Source organism: Bacillus sp. PS95 (genome assembly GCF_037963565.1).
Taxonomy (GTDB): Bacteria; Bacillota; Bacilli; order Bacillales; family Bacillaceae; genus Bacillus; species Bacillus subtilis.
Genome location: NZ_CP150160.1, coordinates 944,201 through 970,422, shown reverse-complemented (window position 1 = coordinate 970,422; position 26,222 = coordinate 944,201). Strand labels below are relative to the sequence as shown.

The following is a 26,222-nucleotide window of genomic DNA, read 5'->3' as shown; positions in this document are numbered from 1 at the left end:
GTTTAGACGCCGGGATTTCCTGCTTTTGCGAACATGCTGAGTTCTTCGACAAGCTCTTTTATGCTTTCCTTAATGTTTTCAGCCACTGTAGCATTTTCAACATCAATATGCACCGGATCAAGCACCAGCTGCTTCGGAATGACATTGGCGTAGACACCCCGCATCACAGTTCTCATATTGTTCAGCGCATTGATGCCGCCTTTTCCGCCTCCCGCTACTGCCAATAATGCAACGGGCTTATATTTGAATTGTTCGCTGCTTAGAAAATCCAAGGCATTTTTTAAAGCGCCGCTCATGCCGCTGTGATATTCAGGCGATAATAATACAATCGCATCCGCTTTCGTAACGCGTTGCTTAAGCTCCTGTACTTTCAACAGTTCAGATTGTTCCGCTTCACCGTTAAAAACGGGCAATACAAACTCGCTTAGATCAATCAAATCCGTGTGATACAGAGCTGAAATATAGGATGCTGCAATTCTTGTTCTGCCATGTTTTCTAGGCGTGCCATTTATGACTAACATGTTCATTTCGAGATCTCTCCATTCAGATTATATTTCACTGCGAAAAGCGCTGCTTGCGTGCGGTCGGCCACTTCAAGTTTTGCTAAAAGATTCGATACATGGGTTTTTACTGTTTTTTCTGAAATAAACAAGGCTGCTGCGATTTCTTTATTGCTTTTCCCGTTTGCTATTTCAGTCAGAACGTCTTTTTCCCTTCTTGTTAATTGATAGTATTTTTCTTTTTCCGGGTCGTGCTGATTTTTCATATGTGTCAGCACATGGGGCATAATAGCTGTAGAAAGCTTGTATTCGCCAGCATGCACTTGTCTTAGTGTTTTCACCAATTCCTCGGGCTCCGTATCCTTTAATTGATACGCCTTCGCGCCTGCCTGAAGCGCGGGGATGACGTGCTCCTGATCAGAGTAGCTCGTCAGCACAATGATATTCGTATCCGGAAATTGCTGTATTGCTTTTTTAATGGCTTGAATGCCGTCCATCTCGGGCATAGACAGATCCATTAGCACAAGATCCGGCTTTGTCTCTTCGATGACACGGAGAGCTTCTAATCCAGTTGCAGCTTCTCCGACGACTTCAATATCATCCTGGGTGGCAAAGAAAAAACGCAGACCCTTTCTGACAACATGATGATCATCAGCAATGACAATTTTCATACCGCCCCTCCTTTTCGGCTTTTTAGCGGAAGCCTGATGGACAGCTTTGTTCCAGTTCCAAGCGCTGACTCAATCCAAAACTTAGCTCCGGCTTTTTCCGCTCGCTCTTTCATACCTTTTATGCCAAGTGAAGGCAGACCGGCATGCGCTTCATAGCGAAATCCTGCCCCATGATCGATGATATCCAGCTCCGCATGGCACAAAGAAGCAGTCAGACTAACATACGCCGTATCCGTTCCGGCATGCTTTTTGCAGTTATTTAAAGCTTCCTGTACGACACGCCATAGCATATGCTCCTGCTCATCAGTCAGAACAGGACAGCCTTTTTGTGTAAAAATGATCTTCAATCCAATGAGCGCACCATAGCTTTTAATGGCTTCAGCCAGCCCTTTTTCCAATCCTCCGGGGCGAAGCTGCCAAATTAACGCTTTCATTTCTGCGAGCGCGTCCTGTGATAGGTTTTGGATGAAATCAATCATCTGCTGTAAATTTTCATCTTTTGTTAGTGTCTTCGCAGCTTTGGCAGTTAAACTGACGGAAAACAGCATTTGATTGACTGAATCGTGAAGCTCCTGAGCGAGGCGGTTACGCTCCATTAAAAGAGCATTTTTTTGTTGATATTCAGAAAGCCTCATACGCTGGATTGCCGTTCCGATCTGAAAGGCGACAGACTCGAGTAAATGCAGCTCTTCCTCATCAAACATGGTTTTTCCGGCCGCCGCTACATTTAACAATCCGAATCTTCTGTCCCCGTCTTCTAAAGGCACAGTTGCATGATGCGTAATCCCTTCTGTGTCAAAACAATGCAGGTTTTCTGCTGATTCGATGCGTTTGCAGTTCATGATATTTGCAGCTTTTCTAAGCCCTCCGTTATTGAATTTCGTCAGGCAGTAACACTCCCCTTCGCACATCAGCACTTTTTCCTTGCGGCTTAAAGCCGGGGGCAGATAAGCGTCGGCCGCTAACGTATAAGACCCATCTTCTTCGATCAGAAAAATCCATCCGGATTGAAGGTTTGTCAGACTCAGCAACTCTTTTAAAACCTCATCCAGTGTTGCTTTGATATCGTGCCCTTGATTTAAGGTTTCCGCAATCGTTTTCAGCGTTTTTAATTTTTCCATCCTCGTTTTGCTCACGTTTCTCACTCCGGCATTGATCTTGTATTTAAGATTATACCAGTTTTTTGTATTTCATTACTTCACTTGTAGGATGATTTTCTTTCAGACTTTTGGATGAGAAAAGAAAAAGCCGGATCATTTACAATGACCCAGCTCATACTTGAATTATTTTGCTGTCGACTCAACAATTTCATCCACCGTCTTCATTACATCTTCAGAAAGGGCGGCAAGACGCTGTTCACTGTCTTCCAAAGATGACCCTTTTACGGCGAAATAAAATTTCACCTTCGGCTCAGTTCCTGAAGGACGAAGACAGAACCAAGACCCGTCTTCCAGGAAGTATTTCAATACATTTGATTTTGGCAAGTCGATGGCTTCTTCTTTATTTTCAGTCAGAAGCGTCCGTTTGCTTACAGCGTAATCTTCTGCTGTGACAACCTGTTTGCCCGCCATTTTCTGCGGCGGATTTTGTCTGAAGGAAGCAAGAATCGCTTCAATTTGCTCTGCTCCTTGTTTGCCTTTCAGCGTCAGGGATTTCAGCCCTTCACGATAAAAACCATACTCGTTAAAGAGATTGATGAGCGCCTCATACAATGACATTCCCTGTTTTTTATAGAACGCGCAAACTTCAACTGCCAAAAGCGCAGCCTGAATGGCGTCCTTATCGCGGGCAAAATCCCCGATTAAATAACCGTAGCTCTCTTCATAACCAAATTGGAAGGTATACTGGCCTGATGCTTCGTATTCCTTAATCTTTTCACCGATAAACTTAAAGCCTGTCAGCGTATCAATCGTATCAAGGCCGAATGAAGAAGCTACAGCACGGCCGATTTCGCTTGTGACGATCGTTTTGAGAACAACACCGTTATCAGGCAGGATGCCTTGTTTTTTCTTTTCAGAAAGCAGGTAATGAAGCAGCAGCGCTCCGGTTTGGTTTCCTGTCAGCACTGTATATTTGCCTTGATCGTTTTTCACCGCGATGCCGAGGCGGTCAGCATCAGGATCTGTCGCGATGAGAATATCTGCATTCTGCTCCTCCCCAAGCTTAATGGCATATTCGAATGCCGCATGCTCTTCCGGGTTCGGCGATGTAACAGTGGAGAAGTTTGAATCCGGCAGTTCCTGTTCTTTGACAACCGTTACATTTTTGTAGCCGAGTGCTTCAAGACCGCGTCTGACCGGTTTATTTGCAGTTCCATGCAGCGGTGTGAAAACAACCTTTACATCTACTTCTTCCGATAATTCAGGATGTACAGAAATGGACGTCAGTTTTTCTGTATAAACTTTATCAATATCTTCACCGATGATTTTGATTAAGCCTTTTTCTTTTAACTTATTTTCTTCGTCCACTGTGATCGTCAGCTCATTTTCAATCGCGTTTACCTGCTCAATGACGGTGTCCGCTTCCTTTGGAGGCAGCTGGCCGCCATCATCCCCGTATACTTTGTAGCCGTTATATTCAGGCGGGTTATGGCTTGCCGTTACCACAATTCCACCATAAGCGTTCAGCTGTCTGACAGCGAATGACAGCTCTGGCGTCGGGCGAAGCTCATCAAACACGTATGTTTGGATGCCTTGTGTCGCAAGTGTTTTTGCCGCTTCCATCGCGAACTCCGGAGATTTATGGCGGGAATCATAAGCAATGACAACGCCCCGTTTTTTCGCTTCCTCACCTTGCTTCGAGATGTATGCCGCAAACCCGGCCGATGCTTTGCGCACAGTGTAAATATTCATCCGATTTGTCCCGGCGCCGATTTCTCCGCGCATTCCGCCGGTACCGAATTCAAGGTCTTTATAGAAACAGTCCTCAAGGGCCTGTTCATCTCCCTCTAATTCAATAAGGCGCTCTTTTAATTCCGGATCTAAATGTTCTGTCTGTTTCCAGCGTTCATAGCTCTTTCTCCAAGTCATATTCGTCCTCCTATGTATCAGCTTATGCCATTATTTTATATGAAGCGGGTGCCTCTGTCACTTGATAACCTGAGATCTGGCCCTTTCCACGTAAAAAGAAATAACGGGCTGCAGACAGCCCGTTATGATTTATTGCTCAAGCGGTACGACCGCATCGTGTAAAAGCTTGTTGAGGTTTTCTGTATGTTTGTTTTTCGCCTGCTCATCCCATTGGAATCGCTCGCTCATAAAATCAATAACGGCATCTTTATATGTTCTTACCCAATTGATATCAAAAAATAAACGTCCCGTTCTGCGGACAAAGAAGTCAGCAGGGGTTGCAGTCATCTCTTCTTCTATACTGTATTCTGCCTCAGCAAGAATATGAACCGGAATGTTGCGTTTCGCGGCCTCATCTTTCAGCGCTTCTACCCGGTCAAAGACGCGATCTACGTTAGAGCCGTATCTGATCGCAAGCTGTTTTGCGTCTTTTTCTGATAAACCGGCTGCAATTCCTTCTTTTGTTTTCGCGGTAACGAAGGACATAAGATTTTTCGAACCGCCGACGTGCCCGCCAGAGATTGGCATGTTTTTCGTTTTACATGGTCCAAAATCCTTTTCGCCTTCTTCTTTTAAGCGATCACGGACAAGATCAACGATGTGCTCCGCCATTTTTCTGTATCCAGTCAGTTTTCCGCCGGCAATGGTGATCAGGCCTGAGTCAGATGTCCAAATCTCGTCTTTCCGTGAAATTTCAGAAGGATCTTTGCCTTCTTCATGAATCAGCGGACGCAGCCCCGCCCAGCTGGATTCGATGTCATTCGCAGTGATATTCAGTTCCGGGAACATGTAATTGATTGAATTGATGACATAATCACGATCCTCCGTTGTCATCCGCGGATGCTCCAGCGCCTCTTTGTAAACAGTGTCTGTTGTTCCCACGTATGTTTTGCCTTCACGAGGAATCGCAAATACCATCCGTCCATCAGGTGTATCGAAATATACAGCCTGTTTCAGCGGAAAGACAGACTGGTCAAATACAAGGTGAATGCCTTTTGTATGCTGCAAATGCTTTCCGTTTTTCGAATGGTCTTTTTCTCTGAGCTGATCGACCCAAGGGCCTGTAGCATTGACAATTTTTTTCGCATACACTTTATATTCTTTCTTTGTCAGCACATCTTCAATTAATACGCCGACGGCTTTGCCTTTTTCGTAAAGAAGCTCCTTCACTTTGGAGTAATTCACAGGCTCTGCCCCGAATTTCACCGCTTCCTTCATGACTTCGATGGTCAGTCTCGCATCGTCAGTGCGGTATTCCACATAGTACCCGCCGCCTTTTAAGCCGTCTTTTTTCACCAAAGGCTCTTTTTGCAGCGTTTCTTTTGCTGAAAGCATGCTTCTTCGTTCTGACTTTTTCACACCTGCAAGGAAGTCATAAACCCTTAACCCGATAGATGTTGTAAATGAACCGAATGTGCCGCCTTTATGAAACGGAAGCAGCATCCATTCCGGTGTAGTGACATGCGGGCCGTTTTCATACACAATCGCCCGCTCTTTTCCTACCTCAGCGACCATTTTCACTTCAAATTGTTTTAAATAGCGCAAGCCGCCATGTACCAGCTTCGTTGATCGGCTTGATGTTCCTGCCGCAAAGTCCTGCATTTCGCTTAGTGCGACCTTCATTCCCCTTGATGCCGCGTCAAGAGCTGTTCCGGCTCCTGTAATTCCTCCTCCGATAATAAATAGGTCATATGTTTTTTTCGTCATGTCTGTCAGCATGCGATCTCTTTCAAGACTTGAAAATTGATGTTTCATCATTACGTTTCCTCCTTGTTGTCACGGTAAATAGAAAAAGAGACCACAACAGCCAAAGTGCATGCTTACACTTTGGTGCTGTGGTCTCTCCTCATCTCAGGACCGTTCTTATTAACTTGTAACCATTATACCATAGTATTACTTTATTTGAAAGCCATAGCTGCTTTCACGGCTTTTTGCCAGCCTTTATACAGCTCATTTCGTTTTTCTTCTTCTAATTCAGGCTCAAACCGTTTATCCAGATTCCACTGGTTCGCGATTTCAGAACGGTCCTTCCAGAATCCCACAGCGATACCCGCCAAATAAGCCGCGCCAAGTGCAGTCGTTTCATTAATTTCCGGGCGCTCCACAGGAACATTCAACAGGTCTCCTTGGAACTGCATTAGGAAATTGTTTTTCACAGCTCCTCCGTCTACACGAAGCGTCTTTAATGAAATGTTTGAATCTGCTTCCATTGCGTCAAGCACATCTTTTGTCTGATAAGCCAATGACTCCAGTGTCGCACGGATAAAGTGCTCTTTTGTTGTCCCTCTTGTCAGGCCGAAAACCGAACCGCGCACATCGCTGTCCCAGTAAGGCGTTCCCAGTCCGACAAAGGCCGGAACGACATATACGCCGTCAGTTGAATCCACTTTCTCTGCATAAGATTCGCTAAGCGAAGAGTCCTGAAACATTCTCAATCCGTCTCTAAGCCACTGGATGGCAGAGCCAGCGACAAAAATGCTTCCTTCTAACGCATAGTTCACTTTTCCGTCAATGCCCCAAGCAATTGTTGTCAAAAGCCCATGTTCGGACTTAATTGCTTTTTCCCCGGTATTCATCAGCATGAAACATCCTGTGCCGTAAGTGTTTTTCCCCATGCCTTCTTCAAAGCATGCCTGGCCGAACAGCGCGGACTGCTGGTCGCCTGCCGCTCCCGCAATCGGGATATTTTTTCCGAAGAAGTGATAATCAACAGTCTCCGCATACACATGGGAGGACGGCTTCACTTCAGGGAGCATGGATTTCGGTACGCCTAGAATGTCGAGCAGTTCATCGTCCCATTTTAAATCGTAAATATTAAACATCAGTGTTCTTGAGGCATTGGAGTAATCGGTCACATGCGCTTTTCCGCCTGACATTTTCCAAATGAGCCACGTATCAATCGTTCCAAACAGCAGCTCGCCTTTTTCCGCTTTTTCTCTTGCGCCTTCCACATTGTCTAAAATCCACTTCACCTTCGTGCCGGAGAAGTATGGATCGATTAAAAGCCCAGTTTTTTCTCTGAATTTATCATTATATCCTTTTTCACGAAGTTCCTCACAAATGCCGGACGTCTGTCTGGACTGCCAAACGATTGCATTATAGACAGGACTTCCTGTATCTTTATCCCACACAACCGTCGTCTCGCGCTGGTTCGTGATGCCGATGCCGGCAATTTGAGAAGCGCTGATTCCTGATTCAGAGATGACTGAGGCGATAACCGCGAGGACAGAGCCCCAAATTTCATTGGCATTATGCTCAACCCAGCCAGGATGCGGGAAGTATTGTGTAAATTCCTTTTGAGCAGAGTGGACAATTTTGCCTTCTTTATTAAACAGAATCGCTCTTGAACTTGTCGTCCCCTGATCTAAGGATAAAATGTACGTTTCCATAAGATGTCTCCCCTTTGATTAAATATATTTAGAATTTGATAATGTTTTAGCAGAATGTGATTTCGTATAAACATAGAGTCCTAACAATACCACAACCAATATAACGCTTACAATCCAGAAGCTGCTTGTGATGTGCCCTTTAAATGCAGCGTTGTAAAATACGCCGCCGAATGATCCGCCTAAAATCGGGCCGACTACCGGAACCCATGCGTATTTCCAGTTTGATGAGCCCTTCCCCGGAATCGGAAGAAAAGCGTGGGCTATCCTCGGACCTAAGTCACGTGCAGGATTGATAGCATAGCCGGTGGTGCCTCCCAGAGAAATACCGATTGCTACAATGAGGAAACCGACGATTAAAGGATTAAGTCCTTCTGTAAATTGATTTGCCCCAATGGCCAAGATTCCAAGCACAAGGACAAATGTCCCAATCACTTCGCTTAAAACGTTTGCAAATGTATGCGGAATGCTGGGCCCTGTTGAGAAAACACCCAGCTTGGCAGCGGGATCATCCGTTGACTTCCAGTGCGGGAGGTAGTGCAGATAGATAATCACCGCACCGATGATCGCTCCGATCATTTGCGCCGCAATATAAACCGGAACCTCTTTCCAAGGAAAATCTCCTACAAATGCAAGCGCTATCGTTAGCGCCGGATTCAAATGGGCACCGCTGATGCCGCCAACCGCGTATGCCGCCATGGCAACACCCAATCCCCATCCAAATACAACAACAATCCAGCCAGACTGGAATGAAAGCGATTTCTTTAAATTGACACCTGCACAAACACCTGCACCAAAAATGATAAGCAGCATCGTACCGATGACTTCTCCCCAAAATGCTGTCATAGCACATTCCTCCTAAAGTCACGATTAAAAAGCATGATAGAGAAGAAGAGAATAAAAAAACCACAACAAACCGCTTTACGGGTGCATAAACATTTGCCGTAAAGAGCTGCTGTGGTCTCCGAGTTCTCCATCACAATGTATTAACCTAGTGCAATTGTATCAGTGCATGAAAGCGGTGTCAATCACTTTCTGTCAAAAAGTTTTCATATTTTTTCCACAATTTGGCATTAGATGTTGTGACAGCTACAGCCCCCGCTTTCAATGCCTGCTCTACATCCTCTTCCGTACGGATGAAACCCCCGGCAAAGATGGGAATCCCTGTTTTCTCTTTTATTTCCTGAATGAGTGACGGAACGATGCCGGGAAGCACTTCGATGAAGTCAGGCTTATGCTTGCCGATAAACTCCATGCTTTTCTCCATCGCGCTTGTATCAAGCAAAAACAGGCGCTGAATGGCATAAATTTTCTTCTGCTTCGCTTTGGCAATCACATTCGATCTTGTGGAAATAATCCCAGCGGGCTTGATATCCTGACATATAAATTCCGCACCGTATTCGTCATGCTTAATCCCTTGAATGAGATCGACGTGCACCATCATGTTCTTTCCGTGCTTTTGCGCTTCTTTGATCACGCCCTTCAGCTGGCCGAGATGAATATCAAGAATAACACCGTAAGAGAACGAACTGTTCAAAAACTCATCAAATTGCTTCATATTGCGAATAGCCGGTAAGATCGGCTGGTTGTGAAAACTCATCATGTGCTCCTTTTATAATTCACTTTTATATTATATCGTTTGAAAGCTTTCTTTCACCGTTTTCACGATAAAGGAAAGGTCCTCTTCTGTCAGGCAAAATGGCGGCGCAAGCTGGATGACATTGTTGTAGCCGGCGACTGTATCGCCGTTTTTGCCGATGATCAGCCCTTTTTCTTTGCACGCCGCAACCACTTGGTTTACTTTGGCGGCATCAGCCGGCTCTTTAGTCAATTTATCTTTGACGAGTTCGATTCCAATCAGCAGCCCTTTTCCTCTAACATCTCCGACTGCCGGATGTTCTCTCAGAGGTTGAAGCTCACCTAAAAGCTTTGCTCCAAGATCGCGGGATCGCTGAATCAGCTGTTCGTCCTCCATAATTTGCAGGTTTTTCAACGCCAAGGCACAGGCAGCCGGGCTTCCGCCGAACGTGTTCACGTGGCGGAAACGGTCATAAGGAGCTTCCCCCTGATACGCTTCGAAAATGTCCCGTTTCACAGCAGTCGCTGACAATGGCAGATACGCGCTTGTGATTCCCTTTGCCATCGTAATGATATCAGGCTTCACACCGTAGTGCATAAACCCGAACGGCTCACCTGTCCGTCCAAACCCGCAGATCACTTCATCGCAAATCAAAAGGGCTCCGTGGCGCCGGCAAATGTCCTCCACCTTCTTCATATATCCGTCCGGCGGCATTAGGATGCCTCCGCCTGTAATGATGGGCTCCATAATGACCCCGGCAATCGTTTCGCTTAATTCCCATGTCATGATGCGGTCGATTTCATTTGCGCTTTCAAGCGTGTCTGCATCATCAGGATTCCGGTATATATCTGGCGGAGCTGCATGCAGGAACCCTTGGCTCAAAGGCTCGTATTTATATTTCCGCTGCGCCTGTCCGGTAGCTGAGAGCGCTCCCAATGTATTGCCGTGGTATGCCCGATATCTTGAGATGAATTTATAACGGCTGTGGTCGCCGTTTTGCAGATGGTACTGGCGGGCAATTTTAAAAGCAGTTTCGTTTGCTTCCGATCCGCTGTTGGAAAAAAAAATAACATAATCGCCGCCAAGCCATTCATTCAGCTTTTCCGCCAGTTGAATTGCGGGTGCGTGACTTTGCGTTAACGGGTAGTAAGGCAGCTCCTTTAGTTGCTCATAGGCAGCCTCCGCAAGCTCCTTTCTGCCGTAACCAATGTTGACGCACCACAAACCGGACATCGCATCCAAATAGCGGCGTCCGTCTGTGTCGGTTACCCAGGCCCCCTCGGCCTTCTGGGCTATCAGGCTGTCCGCTTGATGCGCTCCCTTCATGGCATGCCACACAAATTGCTCATCTTTTTGCTTTAATCCCTTATTTTGCTGAATGTTTTCCATCCCCATCATCTCCATTTCAATAGCGTTCTCTATAATGCCAATTCAATTGAAACAGACCTTCTCTTTATGTGATGTCTTGGTGATGATTTCCCTGCCTTCAATATAAAGCCAGACCGGGTCAGAGTCAATAAACCGCGTAAATAATAAAATATCCTCTTTCTCAAGAAGAAAGAGGATGCAGCTTCCAAAGCAAAACAGGCAAAGTGACAATGCTCAGCATCGTACTGATAAAGGTCGCACTCGAAACAACTTGGACAGCCATTGCAATAGCAATGGAAGCCTAGCCGATTTCTGTATGATATAGGAAATGGCGAAAATACAGAAACTCCATAAGGCACCTCCACTATACCTACTTTTATTTTAAAGATAGCACCTAAACAATTCACCTTTTGTTTTAAAAAACCCACCAATTCAGGCGGGTTTTTTGGGGATTATTTTTTATATTGAATATGATAAATATCACGCCGTCTGTCTTTTAGCTGGCGCACTGTACCGTTTTGGCGCTGTCTTCTGAGAATTTCCAGGTCAACATCGCCGATGACGACCATTTCAATATTCGGGTTTGTTTCGCCGACAATGCCGTCACGAGCGAATTCAAAATCAGACGGAGCAAAGATGCCTGACTGGGCGTATTGGATATCCATGTTTTCCGTTTGCGGAAGGTTTCCGACCGTTCCAGAGATAACCGTATAAATTTGATTTTCAACCGCTCTAGCCTGCGAACAGTATCTGACACGCAGATAGCCTTGACGGTCTTCTGTACAAAATGGCGTAAAGATGATTTTGGCTCCTTTATCAGCCGCAATCCGGGCAAGCTCAGGAAATTCAATGTCATAACAGATCTGGATCGCGATTTTCCCGCAGTCCGTATCAAACACGCGAACTTGGTCTCCTGCGCTGATCCCCCACCATTTGCGTTCATTCGGCGTAATATGGAGTTTGTATTGCTTCTCGATCGTTCCGTCCCGTCTGAACAGGTAAGCGATATTATAGATCTTGCCTTCCTCTTCGACGAAATGAGATCCGCCGATAATGTTGACGTTATACTTCACAGCCAAGTCAGTAAACAGGCTGATGTAATCTTCTGTATACTCGGTAATTCTCTGCACCGCCAAGCTCGGTGACCGTTCCTCAAGGAAGGACATCAGCTGGGTTGTAAAAATTTCCGGGAACACCGCAAAATCAGATCTTGCGTCGGAAGCAACATCGACATAGTATTCTACTTGATTCGCAAATTCCTCAAAGGAATAAATTTTCTTCATTTCGTATTGGATCACACAAATTCTAACAGGGAACGCCGATTTATAATAGCGTTTTGTCTGCTGCGGTAGATAATCGACATTATTCCATTCCATCAGCGTCGCATACTTGATCGAAGCTGTATCATCCGGGAGATAGTTCGGGTTAATTCGCATAAGGGTAAAGCCGTTCATCAGCTGAAAAGAAAGAACCGGATCGTAAATTTGGTGGCGTGTCACCTGTTCAACATACTCTCTCGCTGTCATTTCCTCTGCATATTTGTGATAGTTTGGAATCCGTCCGCCTATGATGATGCTTTTCAGGTTTAAGCGTCTGGCTAAGTCCTTTCTCGCCTCGTACAAACGGTGGCCGATCTTCATTCGTCTGTATTTCGGGTGCACCATGACTTCAATTCCGTACATATTCAAGCCGTCAGGATTATGGTTGGTGATATAACCGTCATCTGTAATGTCCTGCCATGTATGGCGGTCATCATATTCATCAAAGTTAATCAGGAGACTTGAGCACGAACCGATAATTTCACCTTCGAATTCTGCACAAAACTGCCCTTCTGGAAAATGCTCCAAATGGCTGATTAAATGCTCCCGCTTCCAAGGCTCCATTCCTGGAAAGCAGTCCTTTTGAAGATCGATAATCTTGTCGATGTCTTTCTCTTCGATATTGCGGATAACCATTTTCTTTTCAAACCGGGTCAAATCTAATTTCTCAGACAACCTACTCGCTCCTTTCTAGTTTTGTGAGTTCAGATGATCAAGCAATAGGGCGAGCTCCATCTCCGCCATTGATTCAAGCCTGTGATCATAGTCTTCAAACATCAAGGTACCCGTTACTTTATTCGGGACAATGACACACTTCATGCCTGCACGTTTCGCAGCAATCGAACCATTGACAGAATCCTCAAACGCGAGACATTCCGCTGGCGATACCCCGAGGTTCTTTGCCGCCAATAAATAGAGTTCAGGATTCGGCTTTACCTCTTCCACATCATCAGCAGTTTGAATAACTTCAAAATCATCAAACAGGCCGATTTGCTTCAAATGGCCGGACACCCATTTATAATCAGAGCTGGAGGCAAGGCCTATTTTTAAGCCTAAATCCTTTGCCGCATTTAAATACGCTTCGACACCAGGTCTCGCTTTTTCTGTTTCCATGCGTTTGGCGAACCGCTCTCTTCTCAATTTTGTGAGCTCTTCATGGTTCAGCTTTTTCCCGATCTGCTCTTCTAAATAGTCAAAAGGCCGGAAACCCGCAGCAGTTCCGATGACCTTTCCCCAGACAGATAGCGGCAGCACTGAGCCGTGCTCTTCAAATATTTCCTGAAGAACCTCATATTCGTGTGTTTCTGTATCTAGAATAAGCCCGTCAAAATCAAAAATTAACGCTTTAATCACTGGGTACAACTCCTTTAGTACGAATTGAGACATATGTATACACTCACTATACCCCGAAACAAGTCTGCTTTCAAAAAGTAAGGTTTTATGTGAAGAAAGAGCCTGCACACTGCAAGCTCTTTCTTATTAATGAATGTTTTGGTGAGAAATGTTTGTCAGCGCTGATCCCGCAGACTCGTTCGACATCTGATTGACTGCCAGGTCTCCAAGCGCAACGATCCCGACTAGATTGTTTTGATCTACAATAGGAAGGCGGCGGATTTGGTGCTGGGCCATCAGCTGCGACGCGTCTTCCAGACTCATATTAGGGTTTCCTGATACGAGTTCTGTTGACATCACTTCTGAAACGGGTGTCTGGCCATCACGGCCCTGAGCTGTAGTTCTTAATGCAATGTCACGGTCAGTCAGCATTCCTTTTAAAACACCTTGCTCTACAACGGGGATCGCCCCGACGTTATGCTGTTTCATTAGAGAAGCCGCTTCCTGAATCGTTTGATTCGGAGAAACGGTTGCCACCTGCGTTGTCATTGTATCTTTAACTGAACTCATTGTCAGCACCCCTTTCAATCATTAGTATGTTCAGACACGAGCCGTTTAAAAAGGGAGTTAGAGGAAAGGTTTTATGATATGATTTCTCTGATACAAAAAGAGCTTTTCTAAAAATAGAAAAGCCCTTGCCGCATGATTATATCAGCCTTCTTTGACCGAAAAAGGCTTTGTTAGTCTTCTTTTGAAAGTCAGAAAAAGCAAACGGAAAATAAATCCCAAAATCATTCAGCATCTTGCTGTTTTTTTCAAAAATCGCCTGATCACTCAAATCAGAGTGCGGCGAAGGCTTGGTCAGGATAATATGTATCATTTGCAGACAAGCCATAATTTGAAATGCTTCTTTTAATGTTCCTTGGTAATAATGGTTATTTAAAGACAGAACGCCTTTCTTTTTAAAGCGCTGAATGTCCAGTTCGGAGAAATAAAGAGGAAATACATCATGGATCAGCTCCATAGACAGCTCCTTGATAAAGCTCTCCTGTTCTGCAGTTGCTGCGTTCACAATTCTCACGTCAATCACCTTTCTTGCCATCGAATATCCTAAGTCTTACTCAAGAATAGCACAGAAAAAAACGCGAAAGCTAAGGTAAGTGTTTCCTATGAGAAACAGCAGCCTTCCGCTTCGAAAAGGAGCCATTTAACATGAACCAAAAAGGCAGAGGGCTTGAGATCCTCATCAATGAAAAACAGGACGGCCAATGGCTGTTTTCCGTACTCAAAACAGCGCTCAAAGCTTCTAAACCAGTGATACAAGACTGGATGTCCCATCAACAGATAAAGGTCAATCACGAATCGGTCTTAAACAATATGATTGTAAAAAAGGGAGACCGCGTCTTCATTGATCTTCAGGAAAGTGAAGCATCTTCGGTCATTCCGGAGTATGGCGAGCTTGATATTTTATATGAGGACAATCATATGCTCATCGTCAATAAACCCGCTGGCATTGCGACGCATCCGAATGAGGATGGGCAAACCGGCACACTGGCTAATTTGATCGCTTATCATTATCAGATAAATGGCGAAACATGTAAGGTGCGCCACGTCCATCGTCTTGATCAGGATACATCTGGCGCTATCGTTTTTGCCAAGCATCGTTTGGCACACGCCATCTTAGACCAGCAGTTAGAGAAAAAGACGCTGAAGCGTACGTATACCGCCATCGCTGAAGGTAAGCTACGAACGAAAAAAGGGACAATTAATTCACCAATCGGCAGAGACCGGTCACACCCGACAAGACGCCGGGTTTCACCAGGCGGGCAAACAGCCGTCACTCATTTCAAGGTAATGGCCAGCAATGTGAAAGAACGGCTGTCGCTCGTTGAATTAGAGCTGGAAACAGGCAGAACACACCAAATCCGTGTTCATATGGCGAGCATCGGACATCCGTTGACAGGAGACTCGCTTTACGGAGGCGGGAGCAAGCTGCTAAACAGGCAGGCACTGCACGCCAATAAAGTACAAGCGGTTCACCCGATAACAGACGAGCTCATAGTTGCTGAAGCCCCTTTCCCGGCTGATATGAAAAACCTTTGCCGCACATATTTTTCATGAAGAAAAGCCGCAGGCACTGCCTCGGCTTTTTAAGTCACTCGTTTTCCATATATAATATAGCGTTTCGGGGCATTTCCGACGTATGAAAACGGATAGCAGGTCGTTAGAATAAGCTCCTCCTTTTCATGCTGGAGCGTGATAATAGATGTGTCATCCTTATCGACAATTTTTGTTTTTACAATTTCATATGTGAATTCTCCATATGACAGGAGAAGACGGAGCTGATCCCCCTTTTCCAGCTCTCCCGTCCGGCGAAACACGGTATCCCGATGCCCCGACAGCACAATTTGCCCGTTTTCATCAGGATAATAGCTGTCCTTGTAATGCCCGACACCTTTTTCTAAATCATCAGCATCGGTGCCCTCCACGATCGGAAGCTCTGCATTGATTTTCGGTATTTCCAAAATGCCGCTCGCTTGGCCGGTCTCAGGCTTAAATGATGCTTTGTTCTTTGCTTGATCTGAGCTATTTTTCGTCCCCAAAAGTTCCTGCGGCTTTTCAGCCGCCAGTTTTGCTTCTTTTAATGTCTGTTCCGTTTTCATATTCGTATCGATCAATTTAAAGCCTCCATAGCCTGCGATCACTAGGCCGGCAGCAATGATGAATAGTGGAATAATTTTTTTCACGTTCTGGAGGCGCTCCTTTTTCTTCTGACATATAGATAAGTTCCTGACAATGTCACCGCCGCACCGATTACGATAAAGTTATAGTAGTTTGCTGATGTATCTGGAAGCGGATGCTCAGGCCCGCTTTCCCCGCCCTCGTTTCGTAACGGCAATGTGCTGATGCTATTAGCAGTATCAGCGGTTTTTGTGTTGTTGATTGGTATTTCATTGAATCTCGAAATGGCTGAAGGCGGCAGCTGATGAACCGGCGCTGTGCCCGGAGTCTCTTTTATATCAGGCAAATCCACATCAGGCTCTGGAACCTCTTTCATTGGATGCTCCGTCCCCGGATCATCTCCAGGCTCTTCCGTAATCGGGTCTTCTGTTACAGGGTCTTCAATATCACTGGCTGCAGCGAGCTTAATTCTTCCCTCTTTTGTATACGCAATTGGCTCATCAAAACTCTTCACGTACTCAACTGTCGCTTCCAAATCCTCTGGCCCAGTCACCGGATTTTTTCCCAGCAGTCCGATTGGCTGATATTTGGTTCCTGTCGCAGTCGCCATAAAGTTGTTGACGGTCAATGTATATGTGGCATCGGGCTGGATCTCGGTGCCATTTGCCATTTTCATATCAACTGCTTTTCCGGTTTCTTTATCCCACGTATACGTAAACCCGCTGATGCTGTAGTCAGGCCCAAAAACCGGCGAGATTTGAGCATTGATAATCTCTCTTAAATCTTTTCCTTTAATCTCAAGCTTCGTTAACACATTTCCAAACGGCTGAATGTTGTAAAGATCTCCCCACGTAATCGGGCCCTTCTTCAACGCTTCACGTATGCCGCCGCCATTCATAAGAGCAAAATCCGTTTTCATGGCAGCTCTCATACCATCCGCAATCAGGTTTCCAAGAGGTGTATCGCCGTCATTTGAATACCCCCCTTCCATATCAACAGCGGCTTCGCCGACTACCTCGCTGATAATCGGTTCCGCAATTGTTTCGTATTTCTTTAAAATGGCTGACGCGCTGACATCCGGTTCGATTTTACTTTGATCAACATATACGATTTCCGCGGACTTTTTGACAATGTCTTTTGTCGTTTTATCGATCTCTACATCAACGACACCTATCGCTTTTCCATATTCAAACGCTTGAACAATCAGTTTTCCATTCACTTCACCGTTAACAACCTGATGATTATGCGCGGCAAAAATCATGTCAATTTCAGAATCTGTTTTGTTTGCAAGATCAGCAGACTCACCGGTAATGGCGTTGCCGTTTTGTCCAGCTGACATATGTGCGAGAACCGCGATGGCCTTCACGCCTTTTTTCTTGAGTTCTTCGGCCGCCTTATTCACCGCTGTCACTTCATCTGTAAACTCGATATTTTTTATTCCTTCAGGCATAACCATGCCAGCTGCCGACTGTGTGACAACCCCGATAAAAGCAACGGGTACGCCCTCCACATTTATGATGTCATAAGCCGGCAAAAAGGGCTCTCCAGTTGATTTCATTTTACAATTGGCACATACAAGGGGAAAGTTCTGTCCATCATATCCGCTTGTGCCTTTCGGATGATCACCGCCATTTAAGATCCTCAGCAGTTCATCCGTGCCTTCATCAAATTCATGGTTTCCCACGGTTCCGACATCAAATCCGATGTCCTCCATCAGTTCTACAGTCGGTTCATCTTGAAGAAGAGAGGAGACTGGAGAGCTTCCGCCGATCATATCTCCCGCGTGCACAATCAGCGAGTTTTTCTTTTCAGCCTTTTTTTCTTTTAAATATGCGGCGGCATAATCCATGCGTCCAAACGTGCCGTCTGCAATTCCATTTTCATCAAGATCAAGCTCATATTGCTGATCGATTTTGCCATGCAAATCATTCATGCTGAGAATTCTAAGCGGCACATGTTCTTGAGGTGCCGTTTGCCTTTTTTTATATCCCGCGCTCTCCGCTTCACTTGCTGAAGCGAAGAAAATTCTGTTTTCCACAGCTACCTTCTTCCAGTCAGCTGGCTGCACATATGTTTTATTCGACGAGTCCCCCACATATCTTGTTAAGCCTTTCCCTTGCTCTCTGGCTCTGAATTCAAACGGCATTTCCATGAGCGGATCGTTTTCATTCCAAATTCCTTTTTGGTCTTTTTTTGCAGCGGCTACTGCGGCCTGAAACTGCTGATAATCCTCTTCATTGTCAACCGGCCAAATAAAATACGTCGGAGCATAGCCATTTTTTACAAGCTCTAAGTTTACGTTGGAACCTGATTCGGTTATGACTTGTCCAAGCAATCTGCCATAGCTGTCCTTGGCTTCACTCCCGACCTTGACAGTAATTTTATCACCCGGGGACAGAACCGTTTTTAGATAGTCAGATGCTTTTTTTCCAAATCTTAATTGATTTTCATCTGCGTCATTTTTTGGTGTGTGATATGTTTCGGGTGTATCTACATTTACAAACCGGATTTTTGTCGTTCCAAGCACCGGAGATTTGAGATGAATGGTATCGCCGTCAACTACCCGGTCAACAATCCCTTCATATTCTCCCTCCGCAGACGGAGGTGCAGGCTGCTCTTCAAGCAGCTTCAGGTCAGCCGATTTTCGCGGAAGTAGCTGAAAGGTTTGGTATCTGCTTAACACACCGGTAAATTCATACCATTTGCCCTCATCAAGCTCGTCTATCACCCCTGTTTCATTCATAACCCGGAGCGTCATTGCATGATGGTCGTCATCAATCATTGTTACATTGTAACCGCCGCCGGCAGGAGAACTTGGAATTGAGGAAACAAAAGCGGTTAGTTTCACAAGGCGTCCTTCATACTGATCACCTAGGCTGCCGTTAATAAGTTCATTGATTGTTAAGTGTTTGGGGGCTGGGAGGGATTGATTTGACTTGTTGATTTTGATGCCTGATGAGCTTGGAACGATTTCTTTCAGCCCCTGGTAAGACGTGATTTTCCCTGTCACCGTGACATCCATACCCTCTTTTAATTCGGGAAATTGTTCAGGGGATGGCGAATAAATGTTAATGCCTCCGGTTTCATCTTGCAAAAAGGTCGACAGTTTCCCGCCTCCGATTGCGTTTTGATCAGCTGTAATGATCCCTTTTATCGTTACTTCTTCATTCAGCCTTCCCCGTGCTTCATTTATGGTCACTTGCTGTTCAGCCGGCGGAGTTTTCGTGTCATCGGTTACGTTCATCGACTGAACGTTTTTAAGTCCTGTCGTGTTAAAGTAATTTTCAAGCTTTCCTTGAACCGTTATCTTTTTCCCAAGAAGAAGCGGATTGGTTTGCAGCCCAAATTGGCTTCTGAAGGCGGAGGGGATTTGCACAGGAAGGATGTGTTCGGGCGATGTCTCGTTTTTACGGTCTGCCAGCGCGACATTATAATCATTTGAAAAAGGGCTTGTCAGCTTATAATGCTGTGGGGAAACAGCCTGGCCGACTGCATATCCTTCGACAAGCGCCTGTCCTTCTTTTTGCTGTATTGCCTTCTCAATCGATATAGGCTGTTGCGGTTCAGCTGCCTTTACAGCTTCGCACGTGTACATTACATTTAAGAACATCAATGCCGTGATCAACACAATATGCAGAATACGCCTCATCATATTTCCTCCCTTAATATACACATAATGACAACGATTTTGTCTGCTTATCATTTCGACAGACAGCATATAATTCCTTTCAGGCTTCTGCATAATACACGGCAGACTGACACAAAATACAGCTGATCTGAAAAAAAAGGAGGAATTCGGTTTGGATCAGTTCAATCAGCAGCAGCAATCCCAAATGAACAAAGGTATTCCTGGCAAACCGCATAAAAACCACGGCGGACATGAAATGTTTGATATGCATGAGGTGCTTTCCGGAACACTTACTGTGCTAGATCAGTTTATGATGCTGAGACAATTCTGTAAGGATCAAGAATTATTAAACATCCTTGATCGTCAACATCAATTCATTACATCTCAATACAATATAACTGCAGAATGCTTCAAAACAGGCAGCGAACCTTCACAAAAAACAGCAACTTATATGATGAAGGAGGACAACCAGGCTGTTTACGGCATGCAGCCGTCACAGCCTAAAAAACCTGTTCAATCCATGAATGATATTGATGACAGCATCATCAGCCGACAAATGCTTTGCGCGATTAAAGCACAAGCTTCTATGCTGACGATGGCTTCTCTGGAAATGACAAATCCGGCCGTAAGACGCGTACTGTCTGCGCAAATTCAGGAGTATGTTGAAATGGCATTTGAAATTTTCCTATACCAAAACAAACACGGCTATTACCAGGTTCCTCAGCTTGATGCGCAGGATATGGAACAGCTGAGAAATTCATTCGCCCCTGCCCAAGGACAAATGCCTCCGACACAAGGCGGAATGGGTCAGCAAGGACTTCACTAATAACAAAGGCATTGGATAGAAACTATCCAATGCCGCACTGTTTTTTTCGAATTTTTTCTTAAAATCTTTTTCAAATTGATCAAGACTTTCCTTTGTTGCTGATTTAAACCCTTTTTCAAAGTCCCCTTTTTTTGCTGTTTCCTTAATCATTTCTGAAATAATGTCTTTCCCATATTTGTCCGTCAGCTCATCGATCATATAAAAGCTTTGCAAATAGACATCAGTGTCATATTCGGCTCTGGCTTCCTGCCAGTCTCGATCAGTCTGCAAACGGTCAAAGGGCACGACAGAAAACGTGATCGGATCTATGAGCAATTCATAGTTTGCAATCCACTCGCTTAACCCTTCATGAAACCATAACGGAAACTCATCGGGATCCGTCTCAAGCTCCTTCAATTTCTGGTGAAACGCATGGTGCGAGTATTCATGAATCAACAATCTCTGGTACAAATAAACCGCTACCTCGTCCCCTTCTAACAGTTTCTTTTTCTCTTCAGGCAACAATCCGATCAGCTGCTCCCGTTCAGAATAAAAACCAACTACATCCAATAAACCGGAGTAAGCCTCCATCTGTTTTTCATTAGGAAAAAAAATAATGTCAATAGGCTTTTGATTCGAATATCCAATCATAATCTGATTAATACTGACCGCATATTCAAGCGTTTCTTTCGTTAATGGCAGTAAGGACTTTTCCTTAGAAGTGTAATAAATATCGGCCTGTTTGAATGACTCTTTCTTCATGTGCTTCGTCACTTGTTCTTTTGTTATTCCAGATGCCTGACCTGGAAAAGACAGGATATACATCGCGCTTGATACGATGGCTGAGCTCACAGCCAGCATCACAAGGACTCCGCACAGGAATAGAGCGGATGCCGCACGCTTTCCTATGCCATCCCGCAAACGTCTCCCTCCCTGAGCCGGTCCGTCTTGTACCTTTTTATTTTTACTCTATGCAGCCTGAGTTCGCAGTGTGTCATTAACGCAAAGAAAAAGCCGCACAAATTGTGCGGCTTTTTTTATTTATTCAGCGTTAGGGAATACGCGCTGTACAGTTTGTGTAAATTCATCAAATAATCCGGCGATTGGGTCACCATTTTGAATACGTTTTCCATATCCTTGCATACGCTCTACAAAATCAGGGTTAGCTGAAACGTAAACATTATCAATGTTTTTGTCAGTAGATCTTACCTTTTTGGCTATTTTTTTCTTCAGATTGTTTTCTACTGCACCTTTATTTCCATTGGTTAAAACGACTGCAACGTAGGCTTGATTTCCAGCCACAATGATATCGGCATGCTTTACTTCTTTTAGGTCTGTTACTTTATCAGCTGCTTCATCAGCAACCTCAAGTTTTCGGTCGTTGTTATTATCGTCATTTACACGATTGTTATTGACATTATCATTAACATTGTTGTCAACGTTATCCCGATTGTTTACATTCCGCATATCGTCATTGGCCGGATTTCGATAATTTACGTTTCTTACATCATTATTATCACGTCTGCCCTCACCTTGGTCGGCCACACCGCAGCCAGTCATAAGCAAAGGGATAAGAAGCACAGACGCAAGGACTTGTTTTTTTCCAAACATGTGAATTCCTCCTTTATCACTTTACTTATAGGTTTTTCTAATTGGCTTTAATTATGCATGCAAATCTGGAGGAAATGCTTTCCCGGGAAATATAACGGTTAATTTGTCTAACGAGGGGGAAAATATGAATACACTGCAAAGGAGGGATCATGTTGTTCAACCAGCGAAGAGGAATCAGCCCCGCAGCATTGATCATAGGATCAACTATGCTTATTGCTGCATTATCACCTCAGATCCGCCAAAGAATCAGCGGGTTTATCACAGGACAAATGAACAGACGAAATTCAGAAAATAACACGTTTGATGCTTCTAATGTAGGAAACATGGTCAAACAAGCATTTAGCAGAAGCAGCGGTGATAACCAGGACCGTTCGCAGCATCAAAGCCAGCGGCAAAATGGCCGTCAGCACCAGCACGCTGGACAGCAGCAACCACAGCATCAGCATACACAGTCTCAAACTAGGCAAACTGAGACAGCCACGAAAAAAAGACAGCCGCATTATGCTGAACCCATTCATTTTGAACAAAGCGCAATGAATGTCATGGACGACAACACGATGATGGAAATGCTGGAGGACTTAGAACCCGGCCGTTAAAAAAACGTGTAATCCTGTTGGGATTACACGTTTTCATATGTTACGCTTCTTCAGCTTCAATCACTCTGGATTGATCATGAAATGCCCCTTGATCAATTTCCTTTGTGACCTTACTTGTAATAAGACCGGATGTCATGCTTCCGCTGACATTCAAAGCAGTACGCCCCATGTCGATTAACGGTTCAATTGAGATTAATAAACCCGCGAGCGCGACAGGCATGTTTAATGATGATAAAACAAGAAGCGCCGCGAATGTCGCTCCGCCACCGACTCCGGCAACACCGAAGGAGCTGATGGCAACGACTGCAATAACAGTGATAATAAACACCGGGTCAAATGGATTTTGGCCGACAGTCGGAGCAATCATCATCGCCAGCATCGCAGGATAAATGCCGGCACATCCATTTTGGCCGATTGAAAGACCGAACGAACCGGCAAAGTTTGCGATTCCTTCCGGTACACCCATGCTTCTCTGTGTTTTAATATTCAGCGGTAAAGCACCCGCGCTGGACCTTGACGTAAATGCAAATACAAGTACAGGCACCGCTTTTTTCAAATAAATCAGCGGATTCAAGCCGCTGAACGTCAGCAGCAGCAAATGAATGATAAACATAGTGATTAACGCGGCATATGAAGCAATCACGAACATGCCCAGTTTTAGAATGCTGTCAAGATCACTCGTGGCAATTGTTTTTGTCATGATGGCCAGCACCCCATAAGGCGTCAGTCTCAAAATGAGTGTGACAACACGCATGACAATGGCATAAACGGCATCAACCAGTTTTTTAAATGTTTCTGCTTGTTCCGGCTGTTTGTTTTTTACGCCGAGGAATGCCACTCCAAGGAAAGCGGCAAAAATAACGACAGCGATCGTTGAAGTCGGTCTAGCTCCCGTAAAATCTAAAAACGGGTTTCCAGGCAGCAGTTCAACAATCTGCTGCGGCAGCGTTTTCGCTGTCATATCCTCTGATTTCTGCTGAAGCTCCTGCCCCCGTGAAAGCTCTGTACTTCCTTGGTCAACCTGAATCGCCTGCAGATCAAATGAAAGCGCGGACGCGATACCGACAGCTGCAGCAACTGCTGTTGTTGCTACTAAAATCCCGATAATCAAACCGCTGATTTTTCCAAGATTTTTTGTCAGCTTCAGCTTTGTAAATGCGCCGAGAATCGAAATAAAGACGAGCGGCATAACAACCATCTGAAGCAATTTGACATATCCGCCCCCGGCAATATTAAACCAGTCGGCTGTTTGAATGACTATATTAGAAGTCGGGCCGTAAATCAGCTGAAGCGCAAATCCGAATACAATTCCCAGCCCCAGCGCAGTAAATACACGTTTAGAGAAGGAAACATGTTTTTTCTGCATAACAAAGAGCCCTAAGATAAGTAAAAATAAAATAAATACATGTAATACAACCAGTAAAGTCTCCAAAGCAGGTAAACTCTCCCTTCAAATTTTCTCATTTACTATATTACACTAATTCCGATGGGTCAAGTGCGAATTATTTTAACTTATCAATTCAAGTAAAAAAAACCTTATATAATGCCTTTTTTGTTCTTTTCTTTCCCTTCCATCTTTAGTACCTTATATAAGGGTGATAATATTGCTGAAAGAACTGTTTGTAAATTTGACCATTTTAATCACATTTAATTATCTCTTCACCCACCTGTTTAAAGAAAGGTTAGTACATAAAAAAGACAGCATATCCTTTCAAGCTGTTAAGGGACTGGCCTGCGGTTTGCTCGGGGTTATTCTGATGGTTTTTGGATTTACCTATCAGCATTCAATTATTGATCTTCGAAATATCCCTATTATGATTGCCGCTCTTTATGGAGGCTGGGTTTCAACGGCAACGGCCCTGGCCATGATCACTGCAGGCCGCTTGCTGATTACAATGAACACATCTGCACTATACTCGGTTATTATCATTTGTATCGCTGCCATCCCGTCACTCATTGTTTCTAGAAGAAAAAAAGTTCAACTAAAACATGCTTTCTATCTTTTAATAATCACAAATAGCTTGATCTCCTTTTCCTTTTATTTTCTTATAGATTTACATTCATACGAACTTCATTTGTATTTTTGGATCATATCAATAGCGGGCGGCATGCTCAGTTTATATATTATTGATCATGAAACAAATGCACATCTTCTTTTTAAACAATATAAGTTTCAGGCGCACTTTGACTTTTTAACAGGCGTGTATAACCGAAGAAAGTTTGAAGAAACCACAAAAGCTCTGTATCAGCAGGCGGCCGATACCCCGCATTTTCAATTTGCACTGATTTATATGGATATCGATCATTTTAAGACCATCAATGACCAATATGGCCATCATGAAGGAGATCAGGTGCTCAAAGAGCTGGGGTTACGTCTGAAGCAGAGCATCCGAAATACTGATCCTGCCGCTCGGATCGGCGGTGAAGAATTTGCCGTTCTCCTGCCGAACTGTTCTCTTGATAAAGCAGCCCGGATCGCTGAACGGATCAGGAGCACTGTAAGTGATGCACCGATTGTATTAACAAACGGCGAAGAGCTTTCAGTTACGATATCACTAGGGGCCGCTCATTACCCCAATAATACGGAACAGCCAGGATCCTTGCCCATTCTTGCCGATCAAATGCTTTACAAAGCGAAAGAAACGGGACGGAACAGAGTGTGTTTTTCAGAAAAAAAAGAATGAATTCAATGTTCGAATTCATTCTTCCAATCTGAAAGACGTTTCAAAGGCAGAAAAGCCGGGACAAGATCTCCCTGATATTCTTTTTCTATAAATGCCGCTGTATCATCTGCTTGATAAAGCTCAAGAATGGTTTTCAGCGCTTCCCGATCTTGATCCTCCGCTCTGACAACAATCAAATTCATCTCTTCCTCAGACATGAGTCCGCCGCTCTTTAGCGTATGCTTTTTCGGGTTCAAGCCCGCTTTTTTTGCTTCTGATGGTTTCATGACAAACACGTCGGCACCGCTCACTGCATCCTGTTGCCGGACAGCTTTTAATTTCAGGTGTCTCGGATTATCTTTAATCATATCAACTGAACCTGTTCCGTTAAATCCGTTTTTCAGCGTTAGCAAACCCGCTTCCTGGAGCACCGTAAGCGCCCTGCCAAAATCGAACGCTTTATCCGGAACAGAAACGACAGCTCCCCGCGATATATCTCGGATTCGTTCATATCGTTTTGAATAAATGCCCATGGGCGTTATGTATGTCGTCCCGAGCGGTGCCAAATTAAGTTTGTATTTTTCAGTGAACGACTGAAAATATGAAATGGTTTGAAAGGCGTTGGCATCAATTTCTTTGTTAGCAAGTGCGATATCAGACTCCGCATAATCAGAAAAAGGGATCAGCTGAATATCCAGCCCTGCCTCTTCAGCCTTTTGAGCAATATAGTTCCATATTGCCCCGTCAGACTCAGCAATCCCGATTTTTATCGATTCATGTTCTGCAGACGGTGAACATGCAGTAAATGAAACGAGAAGAACAAGGACGAAACTGCATATAAGCCACTTTTTCATTGTGACCATACTCCTATCTATGTATTAGAGCATGCAAGCAATATCAGACATAAAAATCATACGCTCTCTTAGTTGATAAACGTTGTCATTTGTAATATTGATTAACTTTTACCTTACTCATATCCAATAAGGTTGTCAATTCCTATTACTTATCTTCCCA

At 44.5% G+C, this 26,222-nt stretch carries 23 protein-coding genes; 4 read left to right on the top strand and 19 right to left on the bottom strand.

Annotation, left to right across the window (positions count from 1 at the left end; genetic code table 11):
• Nucleotides 1-2: 2 nt before the first annotated feature.
• The 13 genes from yhdA to NSQ12_RS05000 all read right to left on the bottom strand — a co-directional run bounded on the left by yhdA (nt 3) and on the right by NSQ12_RS05000 (nt 14,325).
• A complete protein-coding gene (gene yhdA / locus NSQ12_RS05060) occupies nt 3-527 on the bottom strand; it encodes an FMN-dependent NADPH-azoreductase (protein WP_015715573.1) in 525 nt (174 codons plus the stop codon).
• Nucleotides 524-1,171: a two-component system response regulator YhcZ gene (yhcZ, locus tag NSQ12_RS05055; protein WP_015252479.1), complete on the bottom strand. Its 648-nt coding sequence runs from the start codon at nt 1,169-1,171 to the stop codon at nt 524-526. The genes yhdA and yhcZ overlap by 4 nt, the downstream gene beginning before the upstream one ends.
• The gene (gene yhcY, locus NSQ12_RS05050; RefSeq protein WP_003245750.1) at nt 1,168-2,307 is read right to left on the bottom strand and encodes a two-component system sensor histidine kinase YhcY; all 1,140 of its coding nucleotides are present in this window, start codon (nt 2,305-2,307) and stop codon (nt 1,168-1,170) included. Before yhcY ends, yhcZ begins: the two co-directional genes overlap by 4 nt.
• Before the next feature lie 147 nt (nt 2,308-2,454).
• Nucleotides 2,455-4,200 carry a phosphoglucomutase gene (gene pgcA / locus NSQ12_RS05045; protein ID WP_088325493.1) on the bottom strand — a complete coding sequence of 582 codons (1,746 nt, stop codon included), beginning with the start codon at nt 4,198-4,200 and terminating at the stop codon, nt 2,455-2,457.
• A gap of 129 nt (nt 4,201-4,329) precedes the next feature.
• Nucleotides 4,330-5,997, bottom strand: a complete 1,668-nt coding sequence (gene glpD / locus NSQ12_RS05040) for a glycerol-3-phosphate dehydrogenase (RefSeq protein ID WP_015715569.1) — start codon at nt 5,995-5,997, stop codon at nt 4,330-4,332.
• A 140-nt stretch (nt 5,998-6,137) separates the two neighbouring features.
• A complete protein-coding gene (gene glpK / locus NSQ12_RS05035) occupies nt 6,138-7,628 on the bottom strand; it encodes a glycerol kinase GlpK (RefSeq protein ID WP_003233384.1) in 1,491 nt (496 codons plus the stop codon).
• 18 nt (nt 7,629-7,646) lie between these two features.
• Nucleotides 7,647-8,471: a glycerol uptake facilitator protein GlpF gene (gene glpF, locus NSQ12_RS05030; protein ID WP_003233386.1), complete on the bottom strand. Its 825-nt coding sequence runs from the start codon at nt 8,469-8,471 to the stop codon at nt 7,647-7,649.
• Nucleotides 8,472-8,649: 178 nt separating this feature from the next.
• Nucleotides 8,650-9,228 (bottom strand): glycerol uptake operon antiterminator GlpP, encoded by a 579-nt coding sequence (gene glpP, locus NSQ12_RS05025; protein ID WP_080344178.1) that lies wholly within the window; start codon nt 9,226-9,228, stop codon nt 8,650-8,652.
• 27 nt (nt 9,229-9,255) lie between these two features.
• Entirely contained in the window at nt 9,256-10,608 is a 1,353-nt protein-coding gene (locus NSQ12_RS05020) for an aspartate aminotransferase family protein (protein WP_339176080.1), read from the bottom strand.
• 416 nt (nt 10,609-11,024) lie between these two features.
• Nucleotides 11,025-12,566: a bifunctional GNAT family N-acetyltransferase/carbon-nitrogen hydrolase family protein gene (locus NSQ12_RS05015; protein WP_003245514.1), complete on the bottom strand. Its 1,542-nt coding sequence runs from the start codon at nt 12,564-12,566 to the stop codon at nt 11,025-11,027.
• A 15-nt stretch (nt 12,567-12,581) separates the two neighbouring features.
• Nucleotides 12,582-13,244, bottom strand: coding sequence for an HAD family hydrolase (locus tag NSQ12_RS05010; protein ID WP_032725278.1), 663 nt, complete (start codon nt 13,242-13,244; stop codon nt 12,582-12,584).
• A gap of 126 nt (nt 13,245-13,370) precedes the next feature.
• Nucleotides 13,371-13,793: a CBS domain-containing protein gene (locus tag NSQ12_RS05005; protein WP_003245462.1), complete on the bottom strand. Its 423-nt coding sequence runs from the start codon at nt 13,791-13,793 to the stop codon at nt 13,371-13,373.
• Between the two features lie 136 nt (nt 13,794-13,929).
• A complete protein-coding gene (locus NSQ12_RS05000) occupies nt 13,930-14,325 on the bottom strand; it encodes a YhcU family protein (RefSeq protein WP_003233401.1) in 396 nt (131 codons plus the stop codon).
• A gap of 110 nt (nt 14,326-14,435) precedes the next feature.
• Between NSQ12_RS05000 and NSQ12_RS04995 the strand changes: the two genes are divergently transcribed.
• Complete coding sequence (locus NSQ12_RS04995) at nt 14,436-15,344, top strand: RluA family pseudouridine synthase (protein WP_088325491.1); 909 nt, start codon at nt 14,436-14,438, stop codon at nt 15,342-15,344.
• Between the two features lie 29 nt (nt 15,345-15,373).
• On the opposite strand, the gene srtA is transcribed toward NSQ12_RS04995, so the two are convergent.
• On the bottom strand, nt 15,374-15,970 hold the full coding sequence (srtA, locus tag NSQ12_RS04990) for a sortase SrtA (RefSeq protein ID WP_029317530.1): 597 nt from the start codon (nt 15,968-15,970) through the stop codon (nt 15,374-15,376).
• The gene (gene yhcR, locus NSQ12_RS04985) at nt 15,967-19,623 is read right to left on the bottom strand and encodes an endonuclease YhcR (RefSeq protein ID WP_088325489.1); all 3,657 of its coding nucleotides are present in this window, start codon (nt 19,621-19,623) and stop codon (nt 15,967-15,969) included. The genes srtA and yhcR overlap by 4 nt, the downstream gene beginning before the upstream one ends.
• An 82-nt stretch (nt 19,624-19,705) precedes the next feature.
• Here yhcR and NSQ12_RS04980 point away from each other — a divergent pair, with 82 nt between their 5' ends.
• Nucleotides 19,706-20,359 carry a spore coat protein gene (locus NSQ12_RS04980; protein WP_015715563.1) on the top strand — a complete coding sequence of 218 codons (654 nt, stop codon included), beginning with the start codon at nt 19,706-19,708 and terminating at the stop codon, nt 20,357-20,359.
• On the opposite strand, the gene NSQ12_RS04975 is transcribed toward NSQ12_RS04980, so the two are convergent.
• Both NSQ12_RS04975 and NSQ12_RS04970 read right to left on the bottom strand, forming a co-directional pair.
• Nucleotides 20,291-21,259: a hypothetical protein gene (locus NSQ12_RS04975; protein WP_029317528.1), complete on the bottom strand. Its 969-nt coding sequence runs from the start codon at nt 21,257-21,259 to the stop codon at nt 20,291-20,293. The genes NSQ12_RS04980 and NSQ12_RS04975 overlap by 69 nt on opposite strands.
• Before the next feature lie 120 nt (nt 21,260-21,379).
• A complete protein-coding gene (locus NSQ12_RS04970) occupies nt 21,380-21,949 on the bottom strand; it encodes a YhcN/YlaJ family sporulation lipoprotein (RefSeq protein WP_003245125.1) in 570 nt (189 codons plus the stop codon).
• A gap of 149 nt (nt 21,950-22,098) precedes the next feature.
• Between NSQ12_RS04970 and NSQ12_RS04965 the strand changes: the two genes are divergently transcribed.
• Nucleotides 22,099-22,545 (top strand): hypothetical protein, encoded by a 447-nt coding sequence (locus NSQ12_RS04965; protein ID WP_088325488.1) that lies wholly within the window; start codon nt 22,099-22,101, stop codon nt 22,543-22,545.
• Between the two features lie 40 nt (nt 22,546-22,585).
• On the opposite strand, the gene tcyP is transcribed toward NSQ12_RS04965, so the two are convergent.
• Nucleotides 22,586-23,977 (bottom strand): L-cystine transporter TcyP, encoded by a 1,392-nt coding sequence (gene tcyP, locus NSQ12_RS04960; RefSeq protein WP_088325487.1) that lies wholly within the window; start codon nt 23,975-23,977, stop codon nt 22,586-22,588.
• Nucleotides 23,978-24,149: 172 nt separating this feature from the next.
• Between tcyP and dgcK the strand changes: the two genes are divergently transcribed.
• Nucleotides 24,150-25,229 (top strand): diguanylate cyclase DgcK, encoded by a 1,080-nt coding sequence (dgcK, locus tag NSQ12_RS04955; RefSeq protein WP_015383186.1) that lies wholly within the window; start codon nt 24,150-24,152, stop codon nt 25,227-25,229.
• A 2-nt stretch (nt 25,230-25,231) separates the two neighbouring features.
• Here the strand turns inward: dgcK and NSQ12_RS04950 are convergent, their stop codons facing one another.
• Complete coding sequence (locus NSQ12_RS04950; protein WP_339176068.1) at nt 25,232-26,062, bottom strand: MetQ/NlpA family ABC transporter substrate-binding protein; 831 nt, start codon at nt 26,060-26,062, stop codon at nt 25,232-25,234.
• Between the last annotated feature and the right edge of the window lie 160 nt (nt 26,063-26,222).